We start from the raw sequence: 23,271 nt of genomic DNA, 5'->3' as shown, positions 1-23,271 counted from the left end.
ATGTCGATGCATCGGCCGTCGGGCTGCCCCAGCTGTGCGGAGCCCCTGGAAGAGGGTGACCGTTTCTGCGGGGTGTGCGGTTACGCCCTCTCCGCCCCGCCCCCTCCCCCGGACCACGCGCCGACCCTGCCCGACCGGGCGCCGGGCGGGGGCTTCGGGCCGGGCGTGGCACCGGGGGCCGTAGTCGGGACGGCGGGCGTCCACGCCGCCGGGCGCGCGTCCGGCGCCGCGCCCGGGGGCCCCGGCGGCCCGGCAGGCGGGAACCCGGCCCCCTTCGGCCCCGGTCCAGGGGGCGATCCCGATCCCACGCCGGGCTTCGGCAGCCCGACCGGGTCCGCCGCGTACGCGGCCCGCGTCCCGGCTCCGGCGACCGGCGGCACCGCCGGCGGGCCGGGCCCCGGCGCGATGGCCGCCGGGAACGCCGGCGCCCGGGCGGGCGCCCAGGCCCACGGCGGCCACGGCGCACCGGTGGGCGGGTACTCCGGCGCCCCCGGGCAGCAGGCCGGGCCGGGCTTCGGCTCGGCCGTCGGGGTCCCCGCACCCGGCTGGGAGGGCACGCCCGTGGCCCCGGGATCCGCCGCCCCCCGGGCGTCCGCGTCCGCCGACGACGCCCCCTGGGGCGCCCCGGCGGCCGGGTTCGAGGCCCCGGACGGCGCCCACGGCCCGGCCGGCGGCACCGCGCCCGGGGCGGGGTTCGGCGCCACCCCGCAGGGCGACCGGCGCGAAACCCCGTACGGCACCGCCCCGCAGGGCGACCCGCACGAGACCCCGTACGGCGGCACCCCCCGTACGGCGGCGCATCCGGACGCCCATGACACTCCGCAACCGGACCCCGACGCCGCCACCCCGCAGGGGACCCGGCACGAGGACCCGTACGGCGGCGCCCCGCAGGGGACCCCGCACGAAGGCCCCCGCACCGGCACCCCGCAGGGGAGCGGCGGCGGCCGGACCTGCGTGGCCTGCCGCGCCGGGTACGTGGACACCGACGGGTACTGCGAGCACTGCGGCCACGCCCAGCCGCGCGAGCGGGACCACCTGGAGGAGGAGCTCTGCAGCGTGGCCGCCGTCAGCGACCGGGGCCTGCGCCACCACCGCAACGAGGACTCCTTCGCTGTGGCGGCCACGGCCCTGCCCGACGGATCGGCCGCCACCGTCGCCATCGTCTGCGACGGCGTCTCCTCCGCCAGCCGCCCCGACGACGCGTCGGCGGCCGCCGCCGGCGCCGCCAGCGAGGCACTGCTCGACGCGCTGCCACGGGGCGCGCACCCGGCGGAGGCCATGCACGAGGCGATCCTCACGGCGGGCGCCGCCGTGAGCGCCCTGGCCCCGCAGCCCCCCGGCGCACAGAACGCGCCCGCCTGCACCCTGGTCGGCGCCGTCGTCGGCAACGGCCTGCTGACCATCGGCTGGGTAGGCGACAGCCGCGCCTACTGGATCCCCGACGACCGCACCACCCTCCCCCGCCGGCTGACCGAGGACGACTCCTGGGCCGCCCAGATGGTCGCGGCGGGCCTGATGGGCGAGGCCGAGGCCTACGCCGACGTCCGGGCCCACGCCATCACCGGCTGGCTCGGCGCCGACGCGTACGAACTCGACCCGCACACCGCCAGCTTCAGACCCGACCACCCCGGTGTGGTCGTCGTCTGCACCGACGGCCTGTGGAACTACGCCGAGTCCGCGGCCGACCTGGCCCGGATCCTTCCGCCGGACGCCGCCGAGCGCCCCCTGCACTGCGCGCAGGTCCTGGTCGGGCACGCCCTCGACGGGGGAGGGCACGACAACATCACCGTCGCCGTCGTGCCGTTCGCGCCCCCTGCGGCGGAACAGGAGACGGAGCACGAAGCGGAACCCGAACGCGGACCGGAACCGGAAGCCGCCGCGGAAGAGGGCCCCGGCTCCGTGGCCGAGCGGCCGCGCCCCCCGGCCTGAGCACGCGCCCCCGGTACGAGCCCGAGCCCCCGGCCCACGCCCGGGCCCGAGCCCGCCGGCCCGAGCCCGTCGGCCCGAGCCCGCGCCACCGCCCGAGCCACGCCACGGGCGCCCGGTCCGCCCGCCCCGAGAGCCCCCGAGGAGTCACCCCGATGGCGAACTTCGCCAAGCCGCGCGCCCCGCGCTTCAGCGTGGAGGTGTACCAGAACGAGTTCCTCCCCGAGGGCGGGCGGGACGTGCACGCCATCCTGACGGTCACCTCCACCGGCGGCGCCACCGCCACCTCCGCGCGGGCACTCGGCCAGGACGCGGCCGTCGTGATCATGGTCGACTGCTCCGGCTCGATGGAGTACCCGCCGGAGAAGATGCGCGGGGCCCGCGAGGCCACCGCCGCCGCGATCGACACCCTGCGCGACGGCACGGCCTTCGCCGTGATCGCCGGGACCCACGAGGCCCGCGAGGTCTACCCCGGCCAGGGCCTCCTCGCCACCGCCGGCCCGGCCACCCGCGCCGGGGCCAAGGAGGCCCTGCGCGGCCTGAGCGCCGGCGGCGGCACCGCCATCGGCACCTGGCTGCGGCTGGCCGACGGCCTGCTGCGCCGGTCCCGGGCCGCCATCCGGCACGGCATCCTGCTCACCGACGGCCGCAACGAGCACGAGGACCCGGCCGCGCTGCGCGCCGTCCTCGACGCCTGCGCGGGCCGCTTCACCTGCGACGCGCGCGGGGTGGGCACCGACTGGGAGGTCAAGGAGGTGACGGGTATCGCGAGCGCCCTGCTCGGCTCCGCCGACATCGTCGCCGATCCGGCCCACCTCGCCGAGGACTTCACGCTCCTGATGGAGAAGGCCATGGGCAAGGAGGTCGCGGACGTCGCGCTGCGCGTGTGGACCCCGGTCGGGGCGGAGATCCGGTACGTCAAGCAGGTCTCGCCGTCCGTCCAGGACCTCACGGGCCGCCGTACCGAGGCGGGTCCCCGCGCCGGGGACTACCCGACGGGCTCCTGGGGCGACGAGTCCCGCGACTACCACGTGTGCGTGCGGGTGCCGGGCGCCTCGGTGGGCCAGGAGATGCTGGCCGCCCGCGCCTCGCTCGTCCTCCCGGGCCCGGACGGCGAGCCGCGGCCCCCGCTCGCCCAGGGGCTGGTCCGGGCGGTGTGGACGAACGACCTCGCCGCGTCGACCGCGATCAGTCCGCAGGTCGCGCACTACACGGGACAGGCGGAGCTCGCGCAGGCTATCCAACAGGGCCTGGAAGCCCGCAAAATGGGCGATGTCGACGGCGCCACGGCCAAACTCGGGCGTGCCGTGCAGTTGGCGAGCGTCTCCGGGAACGCCGACACCGCCAGGCTGCTGGCCAAGGTGGTGGATGTGGTGGACGCGGCGGCGGGTACTGTGCGCCTGAAAGCCAAGGTCGCCGATGCCGACGAGATGACCCTTGAAACGCGTTCGACACAGACCGTCCGAGTGAAGAAGACCTGAGAAGAAGCCTGCCGCGATGCCGCAGGGAGAAGGGGGAAGCGCCGCGATGCCGACCTGCCCGAACGGGCACCAGTCCGCCTCCGACGACTGGTGCGAGGTCTGCGGCCACCGTATGGCCGCCCCGACGAGCCCCCCTCCGGCGCCCTCCTACGGCTACGGCTTCCCTCCCACCACCGGTGAGCCGACCGCCCAGGCGGAGCTGTGCCCGCAGTGCCGGACCCCGCGCGAGGCCATGGCCCCGTTCTGCGAGGAGTGCCGGTACAACTTCCTGACGCGGACGGCGACCCCGTACACCCCGCCGCCCGCCCCGGACGCGGCCCCGGCCGGCACGGGTGCGCAGCCCGTCGCGGGCCCGGCCGGCGGCGGGGCCCCGCCGCCCCCGCCGCCGCTCCCCCCGCAGCCGGTGTACTCCCAGGACCACTTCGAGTACCAGGGCTCCCGGCCCTCCCGGGTCAACCGCCCAGCCGAACCGCTCCAGGCCGAGGACGACTGGCTGCTGCCGCCGCCCGCCGCCCCGGAGCCGCCCGCCCCGCCGGTGGCGGCACCGGCCCCGCCGCCCTCCGTGCCCGAGTACGCCCCGTCGGAGCCCGCCGCCCGGCCCGACTACCCGCCGCACCCCGTCCCGGAGCAGCAGGGCAGCGCCTCCTGGACGGCGACGATCGGGCCCGACCGCTCGTACTTCATGGCGATGATGCGGCGCAGCGGCCCCGAGGCGGCCGGGCTCAACCTGCCCGCCTACTCCCCGGAGCTGCACCTTCCGCTCTCCGGCGGCCAGATCACCATCGGCCGGCGCCGCGCCTCGACGGGCGAGTCCCCCGACATCGACCTCTCGGTGCCGCCGGAGGACCCGGGCGTCTCGCACAGCCACGCGGTGCTCGTGCAGCAGCCGGACCTCAGCTGGGCCGTGGTGGACCAGAACTCGACCAACGGCACCACCGTCAACATGGGCGAGGAGCCGATCCAGCCCTACGTCCCGGTCCCCCTCGCCGACGGCGACCGGGTCCACCTGGGCGCCTGGACCACCATCACCATCCGGCGCGGCTGAGCGCCCGGACGGCTAGCCTTCCGCCGCTCCGGCGGCCTCCCCCAGGGGCCACACGTAAGGCCCCTGGGGGTCGTCGAGCCAGGCCCACTGCCCCTCGCGGGTGACCGTGACGCCGAACCGCTCGCGCGGCGGCCTGCCCTCGCCGCGCCACAGGTCCAGCGCCTCCCGGGGCCGCAGTGCGCCCGCGGTCAGGATCAGCAGGAACTGGAGGCGCTCGTTCTCCACCAGCTCGTACGGGACCCCGTGCAGCGGCCCTCCCTCGCCGGGCCGCGGCGGACCCGCCGTGGCCCCGCGCAGCGGGACGAAGTAGGCGGAGGTGTGCAGGAAGCGGCCCTCCGCGAAGTCGGCGTCGTGGACCGTGAGCGCGATCAGCCCGGTCGACAGGGGGGCCAGGATCCGCGCCCCCGGCCTGCACTGGCCGAGCCAGGCGTGCGGGATCAGCGGCAGGGTGCAGGTCACCAGGATCCGGTCGAAGGGGGCGCGGGAGGGGCAGCCGCGCGCCCCGTCCCCGGTGACGACGGCGGGCCGGTAGCCCAGCAGCGCCAGGTGCGCCCGCGCCGACTCGGTGATCTCCTCGTCCAGGTCCACGGTGGTGACGTGCTCCTCCCCGAGCCGGTGGCAGAGCAGGGCGGCGTTGTAGCCGGTGCCCGCGCCGATCTCCAGCACGTCGTCCCCGTCGCGGACGTCGAGGGCCTCCAGCATCCTCGCCATCAGGGAGGGCTGGCTGCTGGAGGAGAGCAGCTCCCCGTCGCGCAGCCGGGTCGCGAGCGGCTCGTCGGTGTAGACACCGCGCAGCCAGCGGGCCCGGCGCTCGGGGTCCGGGTCCTCGCCCCACAGCCGCTCGTGGCCGGCGCCGCGGCCGGTCCAGAAGTACGGCACGAAGACGTGCCGGGGCACGGCCGCGAAGGCGGCCCGCCAGGCCGGGTCCTCCAGCACCCCGGCGGCCGTGAGCTCACGCACCTGGGCGGCGTGCGCGATCTCCCGCAGATCGCGAGCCGGCTCCTGGGGTTCCCGCGCGGTGTGTGCGGTGTGCGCGCGCCTGCCTCCCGTGCCCATGTCTCCACTGTGCGACGGGCGGCCGCCGCGTGCGAGCCCTCCCGGCCCGCCGCCGGAGAGCGGTCCTAGGACCGGGGTCCTCCGTCCGGGTGTCTGAGACGATGGTCGGGTGAATGACGATCCGCAGAGCAACGTCCAGGAGACGACCTTCTTCGAGCAGGTGGGCGGCGAGGCGACCTTCCGTCGCCTGGTCCACCGCTTCTACCAGGGTGTCGCGCAGGACCCGCTGCTGCGTCCGATGTACCCGGAGGGGGACCTCGGGCCCGCCGAGGAGCGGTTCGCACTGTTCCTGATGCAGTACTGGGGCGGCCCGGGCACGTACAGCGAGAACCGCGGGCACCCGCGCCTGCGGATGCGGCACGCCCCGTTCCAGGTGGACTCGGCGGCGCACGACGCGTGGCTGAAGCACATGCGGGAGGCGCTGGACGAGCTGGGCCTGGCACCGGAGCACGAGGCGCAGCTGTGGCGGTACCTGACCTACGCGGCCGCCTCGATGATCAACACCGCGGGCTAGCGGCCCGCGTGCCCAAGGCCCCGCCGCCCCGGGAGGGGTCGCGGGGTCTTCGGCGTGTCTTTCGGATCAGGCCTGGAGCGGCCGTACCTGGAGGGCGCCGAGGCCGCCGCCGGGACCGGGCGTCCGGGTCGCGACGGATCCGTACGGGGTGCTCAGCCGGAGCCACCCGCCGGAGGCGAACAACGCCACGGGGGCGGGCGCGCCGGGGCCGCCTGCGGACGCGGGGGCCGGCACGGCGGCGCGGACGGGCCGCAGGAAGCCCAGGGACTGGGCGGCGTGCGCGGCGCGCAGCGGGAGCTCGGTGTCGCCGAGCGTCCGCGACCAGATCTCGCGGCCGATGCGGTCGCGCTCGGAGCGGGTCCGGTGCTGCGGGGGCAGGGCCTCGTCCCGGGCCCGGAACTCGGCGACGGCAGCGGCCAGGACCGCCCGTACCGCCTCGGGGCGGGGCAGTCCGGGCACGGGCCGCCAGCCGCCCTGGGGCGGCAGGACGCCCGTCCAGGGCGGGCCGGTGACGGCGCCGGGCACCCGGGCCCCGGCGCCGGTCTCGTCGACCGACTCCAGCAGCTCGCCCGCGCTCACGGTGACGTCCAGCGGCGTCGCGAGGGGCGCGGCGAGGCGCACCGCACGGACGGCCAGGACCTCGAAGGACGGGGGCCGCCCGAAGACGGCGAGCGCGCCGCCGCCCGCCCGCGCCTGCAGGCGGACCGCGGCGGCGCGGTCGTAGTGCACCAGCCGGCCCAGGAAGGCGGCGAGGTCCGCCGCTTCCCCGGAGTCGGCGAAGTGCAGCTGGTCGGTCATGCCGCGAGGCGCCCTTCCGCGCCGCCGGAGCGTCCGGTGACACGGCCGGCGGGCTCCTCCAGGTACTCCTGGAGGAAGACCCGCTCCTCGTCGGTGATGCGGCGGGGCCGCCCCTCGGCGAGGTTGTAGGGAACGACGACCGTCTCGGCCCGGACGTAGACCGTCTCGGGCGCGTCCTCGGTCGCCTCGTCCTTGACCTCGTAGCGGATGGTCAGGGACGCGGCGCCTATCCGGGTGACCCAGGACTCGATCAGCACCGGCTCGTGCCGGTGCACGAGGGGCAGCTTGTAGTCGATCTCGTGACGGGCCACGACGGAGCCGCCCGTGAAGGACTCGCTGCCCTCCCCGGGCGCCAGGCGGAACATGAAGTCAATGCGCGCCTCCTCCAGGTAGCGGAGGAAGACCACGTTGTTGACGTGCCCGAAGGCATCCATGTCCGCCCAGCGGAGGGGGCACCGGTAGTGGTGTCTGGCCATGTGCGCGACCTAGCCCCGGGTGAGCTTCTTGTAGGTGGCGCGGTGTGGACGGGTGGCGTCCGGGCCGAGCCGCTCGACCTTGTTCTTCTCGTAGGACTCGAAGTTGCCCTCGAACCAGAACCACTTCGAGTCGCCCTCGTACGCCAGGATGTGCGTGGCGACGCGGTCCAGGAACCAGCGGTCGTGGGAGACGACCACGGCCGCACCGGGGAACTCCAGCAGCGCGTTCTCCAGCGAGCCCAGGGTCTCGACGTCGAGGTCGTTGGTGGGCTCGTCGAGGAGCAGCAGGTTGCCGCCCTGCTTGAGGGTGAGTGCGAGGTTCAGGCGGTTGCGCTCACCGCCGGAGAGCACGCCAGCCGGCTTCTGCTGGTCCGGGCCCTTGAAGCCGAAGGCGCTGACGTACGCGCGGGACGGCATCTCGACGTTGCCGACGTTGATGTAGTCCAGCTCGTCCGACACGACCGCCCAGAGGGTCTTCTTGGGGTCGATGTTGGCGCGGCCCTGGTCGACGTACGAGATCTTGACGGTCTCGCCGACCTTGATGTCGCCGGAGTCCGCGGTCTCCAGGCCCTGGATCATCTTGAACAGCGTGGTCTTGCCCGCGCCGTTCGGACCGATGACGCCGACGATGCCGTTGCGCGGCAGCGTGAAGGACAGGTCGTCGATGAGGACCTTGTCACCGAAGGCCTTGGTGAGGTTGTTGACCTCGACGACGATCGAGCCCAGACGCGGGCCCGGCGGGATCTGGATCTCCTCGAAGTCCAGCTTCCGCATCTTGTCGGCCTCGGCCGCCATCTCCTCGTAGCGCGCGAGACGGGCCTTGGACTTGGCCTGGCGGCCCTTGGCGTTGGAGCGGACCCACTCCAGCTCTTCCTTGAGGCGCTTGGCGCGCTTCTCGTCCTTCTTGCCCTCGACCTTGAGGCGCTCGGCCTTCTTCTCCAGGTAGGTGGAGTAGTTGCCCTCGTAGGGGTGCGCGCGGCCGCGGTCGAGCTCGAGGATCCACTCGGCGACGTTGTCGAGGAAGTAGCGGTCGTGGGTGACGGCCACGACGGCGCCCTTGTACTGGGCCAGGTGCTGCTCCAGCCAGTTCACGGACTCGGCGTCGAGGTGGTTTGTGGGCTCGTCGAGGAGCAGCAGGTCGGGGGCCTCCAGCAGCAGCTTGCAGAGGGCCACGCGGCGCTTCTCGCCACCGGAGAGGTTGGTGACCGGCCAGTCGCCGGGCGGGCAGCCCAGGGCGTCCATGGCCTGCTCCAGCTGGGCGTCGAGGTCCCACGCGTTGGCGTGGTCCAGGTCGTCCTGGAGCTTGCCCATCTCCTCCATCAGCTCGTCGGTGTAGTTCGTCGCCATTTCCTCGGCGATCGCGTTGAACCGGTTGAGCTTGGTCTTGATCTCGCCGACGCCGTCCTCGACGTTCTCCAGGACCGTCTTGGACTCGTCGAGCTTGGGCTCCTGCATGAGGATGCCGACCGTGTAGCCGGGCGACAGGAAGGCGTCACCGTTGGACGGCTGCTCGATGCCCGCCATGATCTTCAGAACGGTGGACTTGCCGGCGCCGTTGGGGCCGACCACGCCGATCTTCGCTCCGGGCAGGAAGTTCAGGAAGACGTCGTCGAGGATCACCTTGTCGCCGTGCGCCTTGCGCGTCTTGCGCATGGTGTAGATGAACTCAGCCAAGAGAAACCGTCCGGCAGATCGATGGTGGGCAGATACACCCCATACTGCCGTACGTCCATCCCCCGGGGAAAACGTACGTGGTCAGGGCCCTGATCAGCGCCTCGCTCCCACCGGGGAGGGGATTCCCCCGCGGGCGGCGCGCACGCGCGGCAGGATGGCGTCCGGTCCCGGTCCCGCCGCACCCCCGGAGGAAGCAGCAGCCATGGAGAGCACCGTGATCGCGCTCGCCGGTACGACGATCGCCGTGGCGGGGACCCTCCTCGCCCCCGTCCTGTCGCAGCGGCTGCTGTCACGGGCGCAGTCGGACCAGTTCGAGCGGCAGGAGCGGGCGGCCGACGCCCAGTGGGCACGCGAGCAGCGCGTCGCCGAGCTGGACAAGCGGCGCGCGTGCTACGTGGCGGCGAACTCCGGCTACCGGCGGCACCGGGTCGAGCTGATGAACTACCTGTGGCGGGTCCACAAGGGGGAGGTCACCCCGGAGGCCCGGGCGGCGCTGGAGGACGCGCGGCACTCGATGCACGCCTCCTTCGCCGAAGCCCAGATGGCCGCCTCCGACACCGTCCTGGCCGAGCTGGACTCCATGGCGCAGACCCTCGCCCACGCGTACAACCAGGTCATGCGCCTGCACGAGGGCGTCCCCGGGGCGGACGGGGCGGACGGGGCGGACGGGGCCTTCGAGGAGATACGGGTGATGCTGCTGCGGGCGAACGACCAGTGGGTGGGGATGCGGACCGCGATGCGGGCGGACCTGGGGGTGGAGCGGGGCCCGGCCGGGCCGTGAGGTCAGCGGGGGCGGTAGACGGGGAGGGCGTCGGGGAGGGTGTCGAGGACGAGGGCCGACGGGGCCTGGGCGTACTCGCCGTCGTAGGCGAACGGGGTGCCGGGCGGGATGTCGGAGATGTGCAGGCGGCGCACGCGGATGGCCACGTGGGCCGGGGAGCGGGTCAGCGGTCCGGCGAGGGCGGCGGCGAGGAGGCGGGGGCCGGGGCGGCCGCCGCCGTGGACCAGGCGCAGGTCGAGCAGGCCCTCACCGAGGCCGTCGCGGCGGCGGGGGGTGGGCCCGGAGCCGTGGTAGGTGCCGTTGCCGGCGAAGAGCAGCCAGGCGCTCCGGGGCCGCCCGGCCAGCGTCAGCCGTACGGGGCGCTCGGCGCGCAGCACCCGCCAGGCGGCCAGGAGCGCGGCGGGCCCGCCCCCGATCCGCGGGGCCCAGCGCAGCCGGTGGCGCAGCAGCTCGGGGTAGACCCCGAAGCTGAAGGTGTTGAGGAAGTACCCCCCCTCCCCGCGACCGCCTCCCGGGGCATCGGCCGGCACCCTCCCGGAGCCCGATCCGCAGGCGGACGCCGCGCCGGAAGCCGGGGCCGCGCCGGAGACCGAGGCGGACGCCCCGCCGGAAACCGGAACCGGGCCCGAGACCGAGGCGGACACCCCGCCGGAAACCGGAACCGGGCCCGAGACCGAGGCGGACACCCCGCCGGAAGCCGGAGCCGGAGCGGCGGCGCGTGCCGGACCGGGGTCCGGGGCGGGGGTCGGCGCCGCGCCACCGGCGGGCGGGGGCCCGGACGCGCCGGTGGCCGGGGGGCGGGGGGCGGCGGACGGCGGACGGGCTCCGGCGGGCGCGGCGCGGAGGCCGGGGGCCGGGGTGAAGCGGCCCACCGCGACGCGGACCGCCTGGCCCTCGGCGACGGCCCGGCAGGTGTCCTGCGGGCCGCTGAGGCCGAGGTCGAGGGCGAAGTGGTTCAGGGTGCCCCCGGGGAACACCGCCAGCGGCACGCCGGCCCGCAGGGCGGCGGTCGCGGCGGCGTTGACCGTACCGTCGCCCCCGCACACCCCGAGCACGGCCGCCCGGTCCGCGGCCGCGGCCAGCTCCTCCTCCAGGGCGTCGCCCCCGCACTCCACGACCTCCGCCCGCGGCAGCCTCTCCCGCAGGACTCCGAGCACGTCGGCGCCGACCGTTCCCGCGCCGGTGTTCACCACCACCGTCAGCCCGTCCCCGTCCGGCAGCGCCGGCACGCCTGCCGCAGGCCGCTCGTCACCCGGGACGGCCCGCGCCTGCTGCGCGCGCCGCGCGAGCCCGCGGACGGCGAACCCGGCCGCGACCCCGAGCAGCGCGCCCGCCGCCACGTCGGACGGATAGTGCACCCCGGTGTAGACGCGGGAGAACGCCACCGCCGCGGCCAGGGGTGCCACCACGGCCCCCCACACCGGGGACTCCAGCGCCAGCCCGACCGTGAAGGCGAAGGCCGAGGCGGAGTGCCCGGACGGGAAGGAGGTGGTCCAGGGCGGCACGGCCGGCTGCCGCACCAGGGGCACCCCCTCCAGCAGGGGCCGGGGCCGCCGCACGGTCCACTTCCCGACGGTGTTGACGGTCGCGGAGGCCAGTGCGAGCGAGGCCGCCGCCCGCAGCGCCGCCTTGCGGGTGCGCGGCGGGCCGAAGGCGGTGAGCGCCGCCCCGACCCCGCCCCACAGCACCCCGTGGTTGGCGGCCTGCCCGAGCGCGGGCAGAGCCCGCTCGGCCGCCGGCCAGTGCCGCCGGGCCACGGCGTCGAACAGCCGCCGGTCCCACTGCGCGGCGGTGCCCCGCCAGGTCAGTTGCTGATCCCGATCTGCCATTTCACGCCCTTACCCGGCCCCGGCCGGATGAAGCACCCCACCCCTCGTTCAGCCCTCCCTCTCCCCCTCCTCCCCTTCCAACCCTTCCAACGGACGCCTGCGCACCATCAGGACCACCATTCCGCCCAGCACCACCAGCCCCACCGCCAGGGCGGCGATCACCGGGGTGGCGGCGGAGCTCCCGCTGACGGCCAGCCGCTCCTCCTCCGGTGACTGCGTCTCCGTGACGGCGTCGGGGGCCGGGGCCACCTCGGCGCTGCCCGCCAGCGTGCCCACCTTCCCGGCCGGTCCGGCGGGCGGCTGCGGCCAGACCGCCGTGGCGGTGGCGGAGGCCGCCGACTCGCTGGAGCCGGCCACGACCTGTGCCTCGGCCGGGATCCCGCTGCTGAAGACGCGCCCGACCGGCACCTTCGTCGAGCCCTGCACGATGACCGAGGCCGTCCCGTCCGGGGTGCCGGCGGGCACCTCGAAGTACAGCCGGCTGCCGTTGGCCGCGGAGCCCACCGGCTGCCCGTCGGCGTCGACCACCCGCACGCCCATGGCCACGGCCCCCGCGTCGGGGGTGACGGTCACGCTCTGCGCCCCCGTGTGCACGGTCACCGGGCCGAGCCGGGTGCCGGCGGGCCCCGTCACCGTTCCGGTCACCCGGCCGGGGTCCAGCCCCAGCGAGGCCGGCGGCTCCGGCAGCCGGCCCGCCTCCCGCTGGAGGTAGTCGGCCAGCTTCTCGGCCGCCTGGTCGGTGGCGTCGACCTGGGCCCCGTCCGCGAGCCGCCAGATCGCCACCTGCGTCCCGGCGGCGGCGCTCTCCGCCGTCAGCGCCCCGGCCCCGGCCGCCTTCGCCAGTCCGGCCAGGTCGTTGTGCTGCGGGTAGGAGTGCTCCAGCACCCAGCGGATCCGGCCGCCGGCCTCGGTGTTCCCGCTGAGGGGGATGCCGCCCCAGCCGCTCTCGGTGAACCGGGCCTGGGGCTGCGCGTTGCCCGCGACGCCGACCCCGTACGTCTGGAGCGTGCCGCCGCCGTCGACCCGCATCTCGTACAGCCCGGCGGGGATCTGACGGACCGAGCCGTCCCCGGCGTGCAGGACCGCCTGGCCGTAGGTCTTCAGGCCGTCGAGCACGGCGCTCGCCCCGCCGGCCGCCGCGCTCGCCACCGCCTGACCCGACTCGGCCGAGGCCCGGGCGCCCGGGGCGGCGGTGAGAGCCGCGGCCAGCAAAGCCACCGCCAGCGGCCGCCGCGCGGAACCCCGCACCGCGGCGCCCGCGGCGGCCGGAGCGGCCCCGGGACGGGAGGCACCCGCGCCTGGGCCGGGACGGGAGTCGGGAACAGGGCCCGCCGGGGCGGCGCCGGAAGCGGCACGCACGCCCGGAAGCGGAACCGCCGGTCTGGCGGCGTCGGCGGCCGCCGGGACGGAGGCCGGTCCGTCCGTGGACGCGGCGTGGGACTCGAAGGACGCGCAGGACGCGGGAACAGCAATCGACACAGTCTTCCCCTTCGGGCCAAAGACCCAGGTGCCCGTGAGTACCGGGGAATCCTAGCCTCATCGAACACTCATACCACCGCCGCCTTCTGAGGGCCCATCAGCGGAGCCTCCGTCTTGACCACACGGCGGAAGGCCGCGGTTCCGCGGTTCAGGTCGTGTCCGACGGCGAACGCGTCGATGTCCGCGGAGAACCAGCGGACCCCGTCGCCGTCCGGCGGCCCCTCCCTGACCCGCAACCGCCCGTGTACCACCAGCGGTTCCCCGACCGAGACGGAGCTGGCCAGGTTCACCGCGAGCACCCGTCGGGCCCACACGGTGTAGAAGCTGGTGGTGCCGTCCGTCCAGACGTCGGTCCGCCGGTCGAGGTACCGCGGGGTCACCGCGAAACGGAACCTCGCCGACGGGCCGGTGGCCGTCTCCTTGAAGTCGATCTGCGTCGCCACGTGCCCCACCAGCGTCACCAAGGTGTCGTTCATCCCGGCCGCCCTCCCCACGTTCGTACGGCCCGCACGGACGGTCCGCGCGAGGTACGACCATGCTGGCCCGGGCCCCCGACCCGCCGCTCCGGCCTGTGGACTACTGGCGGGTTGTGGACAACCTCGTCCCCCCTGCGGAGACGGTCGCGTACTGCTCCCGGACCTCCCGGTAGCGCAGCAGTTCCGCCGCCACCGGCTCCAGCACCCTGGCCCGCCCGCAGCCCGCCGCGGCCTGCCGCAGCCGCCGCTCGGCGTCCTGCCCGTACCGGCGTGCGGGCCCGCGGGCCGCGAGCGAACAGGCCCACTCCACCAGCGGCCCGCCGACGATGCCCGCCACCATGAACAGCACGGGCGGCAGCAGCCTCGGTTCCAGGACCCCGGCGATCTGCCCGACCAGCCACAGCCCGCCGAAGACCTGCACCAGCGTCATGGCGGCCTGTGCCAGCACCGCCGCCGGCCACCAGGCGGGCCGGGGCGGCTTCGTGCCGGGCAGCTGGGCGGGCGCGCCGAGGGTCACCGCCAGCTCGTCCAGCGCCTCCGGCAGCCGGGCGGCCCCCCGTACGGCGGTCTCCCGTACGGCCTGCGCCCAGGGTTCGGGAAGTCCGACGGCCGCCTCGTCCGCGACGGTCCGCACGGCCTGCTCCACCCGCTGCCGGGCGGTCACCTCCTCCTCGACCGGCGCCGGGGCGGCCGTCGAGGAGCGGCCGATCACCGCGAGGGCGGACAGCCCGGCCAGAGCGCGGGGGGCGCGCCGGTTCTCGTACCAGCGCCACAGCCGCAGCCAGGGCGTCCCGCAGGCCTTTCCGGCGTTGCGCCGCCAGGCCCGTTCGGCGGCGAGACCGGCCGCGTACGCCCCGACCGCCTCGGCGAGCCGGTCCTCGAACTCGGCGCGCGCCGTCTCGCCGATCTCCGGCCCGGAGGGGCCGTTGGGCCCGTGGGCGACGTACAGCGGGCGCAGGCGGGCGGCGGCCCGGTCGACGTCGGCGGCGATCCGCCGGGTCGCGGCGCCCTTCTCCTGGGTGAACTGGCCGAGGAGTTCGCGCAGTTCTCCGACCCCTTCGCCCGTCAGGGCGGACAGCCCGAGGACGGTGGCCCCGGGCTCGCCGTGCTCGCCGAGCGCGATGCCGTCCTCGTCCAGGAGCCGGCGCAGATCGTCCAGGACGAGGTCGGCGGCCTCGCCGGGCAGCCGGTCCACCTGGTTCAGCACGACGAACGTCACCTCCGCGTGTCCGGCCAGCGGCCGCAGGTACCGCTCGTGCAGGACGGCGTCCGCGTACTTCTCCGGGTCCACGACCCAGACGACGGCGTCGACGAGCGCCAGCACGCGGTCGACGTGCTCACGGTGGACGCCGAGTGCCGAGTCCAGGTCGGGCAGGTCGACGAGGACCATTCCGCGCAGGGCCTCTGCCTCCGAGGTCTCGCGGGGCCGGCGCCGCAGCCGTCCGGGGATCTCCAGCCGGTCCAGCAGTCCGGCGGCCCCGTCCGACCAGCTGCAGGCGATCGGCGCGGCGGTGGTCGGCCGGCGCAGCCCGGTCTCGGAGATCTGCACTCCGGCGAGTGCGTTGAAGAGCGTGGACTTGCCGCTTCCGGTGGCTCCGGCGACGGCGACGACCGTGTGCTGGGCGGACAGGTTCCGGCGCGCGGCCGCCTCGTCGAGGACCCGGCCGGCCTCGGCGAGGGTCTTGCCGTCGAGGCGGGTGCGGGAGAGCCCGACCAGCTGACGGAGTGCGTCGAGGCGGGTGCGCAGGGCTTGGGCCTCGGGGCTGAGCGGGGGCGCGGGGGCCTTGCCGCCGTCGCTCCCGGCGCCGGAGACGGCGCGGACGAGGGCTTCCTCGCCCACGTCCGGCTCCTCGTCGGGTTCCTCGGCCGGGAGTTCCCCCCCGGCGGCGCGCGAGCGGCCCCTGCCGAAGCCGGCCTTGCGGACCGTCCGATGGCGCGAGCGGGCGATGAACCCGTCGTCCCAGCGGTCGGCCGCGCGGTCGGCGGCCCGGTCGCCCGTACGGCCGTCCGCGGCGCCGTCCGGGTGGCCGGTGGCCGGTTCGGCGCTGCGGCGGGCGGCCCGGCTGCGGACGCGTACCCCGTCCCCGGCCTGGTCGTGGACGTGGTCACGGTCTCCGGCCTGATCGCGGTCGGTCAAGGCGGTCACCCCGTCACCTCTCCTTCTGCAGTACGGACAGCGCCGCAATCAGTTCGGCCTGTGGCTCCGGGGTCACTTCGAGCGCCTGGAGCGGTGCGAGCCGGCGGTCCCGTTCGGCGCGCAGGATCTGGTCGAGGTGGTCGCTGACCGCCTCCCCGCCCCGGTCGCGCAGGCGCAGGGCGGCCTGGACGCCGATCCGCTCGGCGAGCTTCTCCCCCGCCGGGCGTGCCCGTTTGCCGCCGAGGAGGGCGGCGACGAGGAGGGCGGCGATGCCGTCGGGGTCGGGCGCGGGCTGTCTGTCGAGCTTGGCGACCTCCTCCTCGGCGAGTTCCTCCAGTACGCGCCGCCAGCGCCGCACGGCCATGCCGATACGTTCCGCCGCCTCCCGGTCGGGCCCGGGCAGCGGCACCGCCCCGGCTGCCGGCTCGCGGCGCCACACCTCGGCGATGCGCTCGTCGGCGGCGGCGACGGCGCACTGGAGCAGCGCAGCGAGGGATTCCGCGAGGGAGTCGAGCAGTTCGTCGGCGCTGGTGTCGAGGGGATAGCCGCGCCAGCGGGTGAGGGCGTCCCCGGCGAGGACGGCGCCGCTGTCGAGGCGGCCCTGCACCCGTTTGCCCTCCCTCCTGTACGCGTCCTCGACGGCCGAGGTCAGCCGGACGGCCGCGGCGTGCTGGGCGGCGACGGCGGAGGCGAGTTCCGGCATCCGGCGCCGGAGGGAGTCGAGCGCGCCGAGCGCGGTCCGGCCGACGGCGTACTGGCGGGCGGCGGGGTCCTGCACGTGGTGGCCGAGCCAGGCGAGCAGCGGTGCGACGGCGCTGGCCGGCAGCAGACCGCCGCCGCCGGCCGACTCGGGCAGCTCGGGCACCGTGAACCGCGGTACGTCGCCCAGTCCGGCCCGGTTGAGCAGTGCCCCGTACTGGCGCGAGACCTCGGCGAGCACCTGGTGCGGGACCCGGTCGAGGACGATGATCAGGGTGGCGTTGTACTGCTTGGCGGTGCGCAGCAGGTGCCAGGGGATGGCGTCGGCGTACCGCGAGGCGGTGGTGACCATGACCCAGACGTCGGCGGCGCAGATCAGCTGGGCGGCGAGGGTCCGGTTCTCGACGACGAGGGAGTCGATGTCCGGGGCGTCGAGGAGGGCGAGTCCTCGCGGGAGGGTGGAGACGGTCTCGATCCGCAGTTCGCGGGTGGCGGGGCCGCGGTGCGCTCCGGGCGGGCGCCCCTTCCGGGCGGGGAGCAGGTCGTCCTCGTCCTGGGGCGCCCACACGCGCATGAGGTCGGGGAGGACCCGCATTCCGGCGAACCAGTGGTGGTCGTCGGGATGGCAGACGAGCACCGGGGTGCGGGTCGTGGGGCGCAGCACTCCGGCTTCGCTGACCTGGCGGCCGACGAGGGAGTTGACGAGGGTGGACTTACCGGCTCCGGTGGACCCGCCGACGACGGCGAGCATCGGCGCCTCGGGCGCCTTGAGCCGGGGGACGAGGTAGTCGTCGAGCTGCGCGAGCAGCTCGGCTCTGGTCTGGCGGGCGCGCGGGGCGCCGGGCAGGGGCAGCGGCAGACGCACGGACGCGACCCGGTCGCGCAGGGCGGACAGGGCATCGAGCAGCTGAGGCCGAACATCCAAGGTCACCACATGCGAAGAATGCCCAATTTGGGACCATTTTTGAAGCTTATACGCCCTCTGCGCGCCGACCGCGACTCCACAGGGACATCATGGACACGGAGGACGAGTGGGACGCAGGCATAACGAGTGCACAACACCCAGGCCGCCGCGGCGCAAAAGCGGTGCGAGAATCGCACCTGCCTGCGATTATCGGGACCGCTTCACCGAACCTCCACAACGTGGCACGCCAGCGAAGCAACCGGGACAAGGCAACCGGAGCCCTATCCTTGACCCGGCACGGACCGCAGTCCCACCCCCACCAAGGGGCTCCAGGCCAACACGGTCACCACCGGCCCCCGTAGCTCAGCGGATAGAGCAGGCGCCTTCTAAGCGCTTGGCCGCAGGTTCGAGTCCTGCCGGGGGCACTCTTCCTCTTCCTCCCCGAGGGGCCCTTCACGGGCACCCCGGGGAATGCCGTCCACCACTGGCGGAAAATCACCCGACCGGACCCTTGCAGGCGCAAAACGGCCGTCGCCCGGACGGGCGCACCGGCACGCCGGGCGCCGCTCCGGGAGTTGGGGGCCGCCGCCGGGACGGGAGTTGACCGGGAATGCTCCTACGGCGTGGTCCGGGCACGGGTGTTCGTGCCCGCGGCGGGCCGACCGCATCGGGAACCACTCTCAGGTATGACTCCGTATGCGACTTGCGGCAGAGCCGAGGTTCGTACCGGGGAGGGACGCGCGAACGCCCCCCGGCGCGAACACTTGTAGGCATGAACCGCCGTCCGCTCGTGATCGCCGCCGCCATCGTGGGAGCCCTCGCCACCGCCGCCTTCGCCCTGCCCAACCTCCCGCCCAACCCGGTCAGCAACGCCCTCAACGACCGGTTCTTCAAGGAGAAGGGCAGGCACTTCGCCACCGCCGGCGTCGCCGAGGCGCACACCAGCGGGGACCGGACCCTCGCACTGCCCAGCTGGATGCCGAGGGACGCCACCGACATACGCATACAGGCCCGCACCGACGGCAAGGCCCGGCTCATCCGGTTCACCCTCGGCAGGACGCCCCTCGACGGACCGCATTGCGCCGCCGAGACCCCGAAGAAGACGGGCGGCCCGCGGCTGGGCGCCCGCTGGTGGCCGCGCGACACCCGGGGCGAGGAGCGGCCCGAGTGCCGGGACCGCTATCAGTACCAGGTGGCGGTGCGCGGCAGGAAGGTCTACGCCTGGACCGACGGGACGCCCTCCCCGGGGGCGCGGATACCGGAGGGCGTCCCGGCCGTCCCCCAGCCGGGGGCCGTCCCGGCCGTGAGCCGCTGACGGGTCAGTCCCGCGCGAGCGCCTCGGCCGCGGCCCGGGCGAAGCCTTCGGGGTTGTCGAGCATGATGTTGTGCCCGCATTCCGGCACGGGGACGACGGCGACCCCGGCGGCCTCCAGATCCTCGGCCCCGGCAGGGGATCCGTCCGCCTCCGGGTGGAGGAAGCTGCGCGGGACCTCCAGCTCCAGCAGCAGCTCGCGCATCGTGGGCGTGGTGCCCGCGGCGAGGTTCATGGCACTGCGGTACAGGCCGGTGCGGCCGGCCAGCCGCATGGTCGACCACCAGTGGTCACCGACCCGGTCGCGGACCTCGGCCCAGCCACCTGCCAGGAACTCCTCCTCCGTGTAGGAGGCGATCCCGCTGCTGCCCGCCGCGCCCGGGGTGGGCGGCAAGGGGTCCAGGTTGGCGTCGACCAGGACCAGGCGGGAGACCAGGTGCGGGTGCCGGGCGGCCAGCACGATGGCCACCGCCCCGCCCATGCTGTGGGCGATCACCTCGGCAGCGTCCACGCCGGCGGCGGTGAGCGCCCGCGCCACGGTGTCCGCGTGGGCCTCCAGGGTGTACGGGAATGCCTCGGGGCGGTCGCTGTGCCCGTGTCCGAGGAAGTCGAGCAGCAGCGAGCGCCGCCCGGCGAGCCGGGGGTGCACGGCGCTCGCCGCGAAGTAGGCGGGCGCGGTGGAGCCGAGCCCGTGCAGGTAGACGCGGGCCGGCTCCTCCCCCGGGAGCTCGACCCAACGGATCCGGTCGCCTTCCGGCGTCACGACGGCATGGTGCACGGTGTGTTTCCCCCTGAATCGTCCACGGTGGATCGGGCACGAGGTTAACCGGGACGCCAACTGCCCCGACTACTCTCGGGAGGTGATCGAGGAACTGAACCAACTCGGCGGTGCGGCACCGCGGCCCGGGGACCTGCCGACGGGTTCCGGCGCGGCGGTGTGGTCGCTGGACACCGCGCGCGAGGTCATCGGCGGATACGACGCCGGCGGGGCGGCGGAGCTGCTGGACGCCGACGAGCGCAAGCGGGCGGCCCGGTTGCTGCGGCCCGGGGACCGGCGCACCTACCTGGCCTCGCACCTGGGGCTGCGGGTGCTGCTCGGCGGGTATCTGGGGATGGCGCCCGGGGAGGTGGCGTTCGTCCGGGAGGACTGCCCGAACTGCGGTGGCCCGCACGGCCGGCCCGCGGTGGCCGGGGGCGGGGTGCACTTCTCGCTGTCCCACAGCGACGGCCTGGCGTACTTCGCCTTCGCCGGTGTACCGGTGGGGGTGGACGTCGAGGGGCTACCGAGCGCGGGGGCGGTGGCCGACGTCCTGAGCAGCCTGCACCCGGCGGAGACGGCCGAGATCACCGCCCTCCCGGAGGACGGGCGCCAAGCCGCGCTGGCCCGCGTCTGGTCCCGCAAGGAGGCCTTCCTCAAAGCCACCGGCACAGGCCTCGCCGAGGGTCTGGTCGAGCCCTACGTGGGCGCGGCCATCACGCCCGCCGAAGTGCCGGGCTGGACCCTGCGCGACCTCCCGGCCCCGTCCGGCTACGCCGCCGCCCTGGTCCTTCGCGCACCCTGACGACGTGAGTGCCCCCGCCGCCGCGCGGCCGGCGGGCGGCAGCGGGCGGGCATCCCCCGTCGGCGGAACCGCACGGCCCGCACCCCTGGCGGGGCGGCCCGCCGTCGCGGCACCGTGCCCCCTTGGCCCCGGCGCGCCGCGCCCGCCGCGGCGGCGTGTCGCGGGGCCAGTCGGCGCACCCTCCGCGCGGGCCCGCGCGGGCGGGCCGAGCATCGGGCGCATGACCGCAATGACCGCACTCCTCCCGGCCGCAGCCCTGCTGGCGGCGGCCACCACCGTCCTGCCACCGCACCCCGCCGCGCACGCCGACGGCGCCACCGCGCCCACCGCCCCCTACGTCGTCGTCCTCAAGGACGCCACCACCCGCGCCCCGGCCCGCGCCCTGGCCTCCGAGGCGGCGCGGGCGGGCGACCGGGTCGACGCGGTCTACGACACGGCCCTCAACGGCTTCGCCGTACGCACCACCGCGGCCCGCGCCGCGGCGCTCGCCGCCGACCCCCGCGTGGCCTCCGTCGAACCCGACACGGTGTACCGGATCTCCGACACCGCCGAGCGGATCCCCGACCGGCGGCCCGGCCGGCCCCCCGCCCCCGAGCGGCCCCCGGCCGCCGCCCCCGGGAGCCAGCCGCAGGCGCCCTGGCACCTCGACCGCCTCGACCAGCGCACACTGCCCCTCGACGGCTCGTACACGTACCCCGCCACCGGCGAGGGCGTCACGGTCTACGTGGTCGACACCGGGATCAACACCCTCCACCAGGAGTTCGGCGGCCGGGCCCGCAACGGCTACAACGCGCTGTGGACGGAGGGCTCCGCCGACTGCAACGGCCACGGCACGCACGTCGCGGCGACCGTCGGCGGGGCCACGTACGGGGTCGCGAAGGGGGTCTCCCTCGTCGGGGTGAAGGTGGCCGACTGCCGGGGCGACGCACGGCTGTCGCACATCCTGCGCGGCCTCGACTGGATGGTGAAGGACGCCACGCGCGGCGGTCTGCCGCTGCGCCCCGCCGTCGCCAACATGAGCCTGGGCGGCTCCCGCAGCCACTCCATGGACGCGGCGGTCATCCGCGCCGCCGCCTACGGGATCACCGTCACCGTGGCCGCCGGCAACGAGGGCCGCGACGCCTGCTCGGGCTCCCCGTCCAACGTCCCGCAGGCCCTGACGGTCGCCGCCACCGACGCCGCCGACCACCACCCGCCCTTCTCCGACCACGGCCCCTGCGTGGACCTCTCGGCCCCGGGCGTGGCCGTCGTCTCCGCCTGGAAGGGTTCCACGACCGCGCTGGCGCGGGCCACCGGCACCTCCATGGCCGCCCCGCACGTCGCGGGCGCCGCCGCGCTGGTCCTGGCGGGCGGCACCGCGCGCAGTCCGGAGCAGGTCCGCGCGGCCCTGCTCCGGGCCGCCGCCCCGGACCTGATCACCGGCCTGCCCGCCGGCACCCCGAACCTGCTCCTCCAGGTCCCCTCGGCGGGCTGACCCGCCCGCCCGGCCGGCAGTGCTTCACCGACCGGCCGGTATCCGATGTCCCATCAGACCGGGCCTGATGGGACATCAATGTCTGTGTGCTTCCGACCCGGGCAATCCATTGACTTCTCGACACCGCGACGCGTCAATGACGGCCATCCGCACCGGCTCGGCCTCCCCCACACAGCGGGTGGGGGGAGGGGTTCGTTCGTCATGACGAAGGAGTCGCGACCCAGTGAGTTCCAGAACCCTCAAACGAAGAGTGCTGGCCGGGGCGGGCGCCCTGTCCCTGGCCCTGACGGGCGGCGTCGTGGCCCTGACGGGACCGGCGCAGGCCGCGACCAGGACCACCCCCGTCCCCGTGAAGTGCGTCGCCCCGGCCCCGCAGCCGGGCGCCGACGGCACCCAGGACTACACGATCACGGTGCCGGACACCGCCAAGGCGGGTGAGACCGTACCGATCACCATCGACCCGGGCGAGACGCCGGTCGTCCCGATGTTCACGATCGACACCGTCAACACCATCAAGGCGAAGCTGCTCGTCGGAGGGGTCGCCCAGACGGTCACCAGCCCCGCCGTCCCCAGCCACCAGGAAGCCGGCAAGAAGTCCGACCCGCCCGCCTTCTCCGGCACGGTCAAGATCCCGGACGGCAGCGAGGGCACCACGGTCCAGATCACCATCGACCAGGTGGTCACGGACGCCGACCTGGGCGGCACCGTCTACACCACGACCTGCACCCCGGACCCGCGCCCCAGCGCCTCCGTCGGCTCGATCGCCGTCGAGGCCCTGCCGAAGGACCCGGTCACCACCCGGCTGACGCCCAACAGCGGCAAGGCCGGCACCGCCGTCGTCGCCACCGGCGCCAACTTCCCGGCCGGCCCCGTCACCTGTTCCGCCCTCCTCGCGGGCGCGGCCACCGGTGACACCGGCACCGGCACGGCGGACGCCTCCGGCGCCGCCACCTGCAACATCACCGTCACGAAGAAGGCCGACGCCATCAAGATCGACGGCTCGGTCCCGCCGGCCAAGCCCTTCGTGTTCGTCGAGGAGCAGGCCGGCGTGAAGAACCCGGTCGACGTCGAGGTGCTGCCCGGCCCGCTGGCCCTCGGCCCGAAGGACGGCCAGCCCGCCGTCAGCTTCGGCTCGGTGACCATCAACGGCAAGGCCCAGTCGGTGTTCGGCGCGTTCAACGCCGCGACCGTCCAGGACTTCCGCGGCGGCACCCTCGGCTGGGACGTGACGGCGACCCGTACGCCGTTCCTGAACCCGACGACGGGTCACGCCATGGCCAAGGCGCAGATCGGCATCCAGCCGTCCTGCACCGTGACCAACCCCGACAGCCCCAGCACCTGCACCGCGGGCGCGCCCGGCGCGATCACGGAGACCCCGATGAAGGTCGCCTCGCAGGCGGCCGGCGGTGACGAGCTGACCGGCGGCGAGTTCGCCGTGGGCGGCGCGGCGATGCTCCAGCTGCCGCCGTTCGCGTTCGCCGACACCTACCAGTCGGTCGTGACCTTCTCGATCGCCTGATCCCGCCAGCGCAGCCCCGGGGTGGGGGGGGGGGCCCCCCCCCCCCCCCCCCCCCCCCCCCCCCCCCCCCCCCCCCCCCCCGCGGCGCCCCCCCCCCCCCCCCCCCCCCGCCCGCCCCCCCCCCCCCCC

At 75.5% G+C, this 23,271-nt stretch carries 19 protein-coding genes and 1 tRNA gene; 10 read left to right on the top strand and 10 right to left on the bottom strand.

Annotated elements, in window-relative coordinates; genetic code table 11:
* The 3 genes from ACFY15_RS21020 (at window position 1) to ACFY15_RS21010 (ending at window position 4,452) form a co-directional block, all read left to right on the top strand.
* Entirely contained in the window at window positions 1–1,929 is a 1,929-nt protein-coding gene (locus ACFY15_RS21020; RefSeq protein WP_390825912.1) for a protein phosphatase 2C domain-containing protein, read from the top strand.
* A gap of 152 nt (window positions 1,930–2,081) precedes the next feature.
* Complete coding sequence (locus ACFY15_RS21015) at window positions 2,082–3,407, top strand: VWA domain-containing protein (protein WP_390687356.1); 1,326 nt, start codon at window positions 2,082–2,084, stop codon at window positions 3,405–3,407.
* A gap of 46 nt (window positions 3,408–3,453) precedes the next feature.
* Window positions 3,454–4,452, top strand: coding sequence for an FHA domain-containing protein (locus tag ACFY15_RS21010; RefSeq protein WP_390825911.1), 999 nt, complete (start codon window positions 3,454–3,456; stop codon window positions 4,450–4,452).
* 12 nt (window positions 4,453–4,464) lie between these two features.
* On the opposite strand, the gene ACFY15_RS21005 is transcribed toward ACFY15_RS21010, so the two are convergent.
* A complete protein-coding gene (locus ACFY15_RS21005) occupies window positions 4,465–5,508 on the bottom strand; it encodes a methyltransferase domain-containing protein (protein ID WP_390687358.1) in 1,044 nt (347 codons plus the stop codon).
* A gap of 109 nt (window positions 5,509–5,617) precedes the next feature.
* Between ACFY15_RS21005 and ACFY15_RS21000 the strand changes: the two genes are divergently transcribed.
* Window positions 5,618–6,022 (top strand): globin, encoded by a 405-nt coding sequence (locus ACFY15_RS21000; protein ID WP_390687359.1) that lies wholly within the window; start codon window positions 5,618–5,620, stop codon window positions 6,020–6,022.
* A gap of 66 nt (window positions 6,023–6,088) precedes the next feature.
* Here the strand turns inward: ACFY15_RS21000 and ACFY15_RS20995 are convergent, their stop codons facing one another.
* From ACFY15_RS20995 to ettA, 3 genes are read right to left on the bottom strand one after another with little or no spacing between them, the layout of a single operon-like run.
* On the bottom strand, window positions 6,089–6,820 hold the full coding sequence (locus tag ACFY15_RS20995) for a hypothetical protein (RefSeq protein WP_390687360.1): 732 nt from the start codon (window positions 6,818–6,820) through the stop codon (window positions 6,089–6,091).
* The gene (locus ACFY15_RS20990) at window positions 6,817–7,296 is read right to left on the bottom strand and encodes an acyl-CoA thioesterase (protein WP_390687361.1); all 480 of its coding nucleotides are present in this window, start codon (window positions 7,294–7,296) and stop codon (window positions 6,817–6,819) included. Before ACFY15_RS20990 ends, ACFY15_RS20995 begins: the two co-directional genes overlap by 4 nt.
* A gap of 9 nt (window positions 7,297–7,305) precedes the next feature.
* Window positions 7,306–8,970, bottom strand: a complete 1,665-nt coding sequence (gene ettA / locus ACFY15_RS20985; protein WP_390687362.1) for an energy-dependent translational throttle protein EttA — start codon at window positions 8,968–8,970, stop codon at window positions 7,306–7,308.
* A gap of 202 nt (window positions 8,971–9,172) precedes the next feature.
* On the opposite strand from ettA, the gene ACFY15_RS20980 reads away from it, so the two are divergent.
* Entirely contained in the window at window positions 9,173–9,751 is a 579-nt protein-coding gene (locus ACFY15_RS20980; RefSeq protein WP_390825910.1) for a hypothetical protein, read from the top strand.
* 2 nt (window positions 9,752–9,753) lie between these two features.
* Here the strand turns inward: ACFY15_RS20980 and ACFY15_RS20975 are convergent, their stop codons facing one another.
* The 5 genes from ACFY15_RS20975 to ACFY15_RS20955 form a co-directional block, all read right to left on the bottom strand.
* Window positions 9,754–11,580, bottom strand: a complete 1,827-nt coding sequence (locus ACFY15_RS20975; protein WP_390825909.1) for a bifunctional phosphatase PAP2/diacylglycerol kinase family protein — start codon at window positions 11,578–11,580, stop codon at window positions 9,754–9,756.
* A 48-nt stretch (window positions 11,581–11,628) separates the two neighbouring features.
* Window positions 11,629–12,939 carry a TQXA domain-containing protein gene (locus ACFY15_RS20970; protein WP_390825908.1) on the bottom strand — a complete coding sequence of 437 codons (1,311 nt, stop codon included), beginning with the start codon at window positions 12,937–12,939 and terminating at the stop codon, window positions 11,629–11,631.
* A 188-nt stretch (window positions 12,940–13,127) separates the two neighbouring features.
* Window positions 13,128–13,535 carry a single-stranded DNA-binding protein gene (locus tag ACFY15_RS20965; protein WP_390687366.1) on the bottom strand — a complete coding sequence of 136 codons (408 nt, stop codon included), beginning with the start codon at window positions 13,533–13,535 and terminating at the stop codon, window positions 13,128–13,130.
* Between the two features lie 100 nt (window positions 13,536–13,635).
* Window positions 13,636–15,681, bottom strand: coding sequence for a GTPase (locus tag ACFY15_RS20960; RefSeq protein WP_390687367.1), 2,046 nt, complete (start codon window positions 15,679–15,681; stop codon window positions 13,636–13,638).
* 4 nt (window positions 15,682–15,685) lie between these two features.
* Entirely contained in the window at window positions 15,686–17,305 is a 1,620-nt protein-coding gene (locus ACFY15_RS20955; protein WP_390687368.1) for a dynamin family protein, read from the bottom strand.
* Window positions 17,306–17,627: 322 nt separating this feature from the next.
* Between ACFY15_RS20955 and ACFY15_RS20950 the strand changes: the two genes are divergently transcribed.
* Both ACFY15_RS20950 and ACFY15_RS20945 read left to right on the top strand, forming a co-directional pair.
* Window positions 17,628–17,700 (top strand) — tRNA-Arg (locus ACFY15_RS20950).
* 347 nt (window positions 17,701–18,047) lie between these two features.
* Window positions 18,048–18,590, top strand: coding sequence for a hypothetical protein (locus ACFY15_RS20945; RefSeq protein WP_390825907.1), 543 nt, complete (start codon window positions 18,048–18,050; stop codon window positions 18,588–18,590).
* 4 nt (window positions 18,591–18,594) lie between these two features.
* Here the strand turns inward: ACFY15_RS20945 and ACFY15_RS20940 are convergent, their stop codons facing one another.
* On the bottom strand, window positions 18,595–19,365 hold the full coding sequence (locus tag ACFY15_RS20940; RefSeq protein ID WP_390825906.1) for an alpha/beta fold hydrolase: 771 nt from the start codon (window positions 19,363–19,365) through the stop codon (window positions 18,595–18,597).
* Between the two features lie 82 nt (window positions 19,366–19,447).
* On the opposite strand from ACFY15_RS20940, the gene ACFY15_RS20935 reads away from it, so the two are divergent.
* The 3 genes from ACFY15_RS20935 to ACFY15_RS20925 all read left to right on the top strand — a co-directional run bounded on the left by ACFY15_RS20935 (window position 19,448) and on the right by ACFY15_RS20925 (window position 23,142).
* On the top strand, window positions 19,448–20,149 hold the full coding sequence (locus tag ACFY15_RS20935; protein WP_390825905.1) for a 4'-phosphopantetheinyl transferase family protein: 702 nt from the start codon (window positions 19,448–19,450) through the stop codon (window positions 20,147–20,149).
* Window positions 20,150–20,369: 220 nt separating this feature from the next.
* Window positions 20,370–21,623 carry a S8 family serine peptidase gene (locus ACFY15_RS20930; protein ID WP_390825904.1) on the top strand — a complete coding sequence of 418 codons (1,254 nt, stop codon included), beginning with the start codon at window positions 20,370–20,372 and terminating at the stop codon, window positions 21,621–21,623.
* A gap of 223 nt (window positions 21,624–21,846) precedes the next feature.
* Window positions 21,847–23,142, top strand: coding sequence for a hypothetical protein (locus tag ACFY15_RS20925; RefSeq protein ID WP_390687373.1), 1,296 nt, complete (start codon window positions 21,847–21,849; stop codon window positions 23,140–23,142).
* Window positions 23,143–23,271: the final 129 nt, after the last annotated feature.

It is taken from the genome of Streptomyces sp. NPDC001373 (assembly GCF_042895815.1).
In the GTDB taxonomy this organism is placed as follows: Bacteria; Actinomycetota; Actinomycetes; order Streptomycetales; family Streptomycetaceae; genus Streptomyces.
The sequence above is the reverse complement of the archived record's forward strand: the minus strand, read 5'-3'. Positions and strand labels throughout refer to the sequence as shown.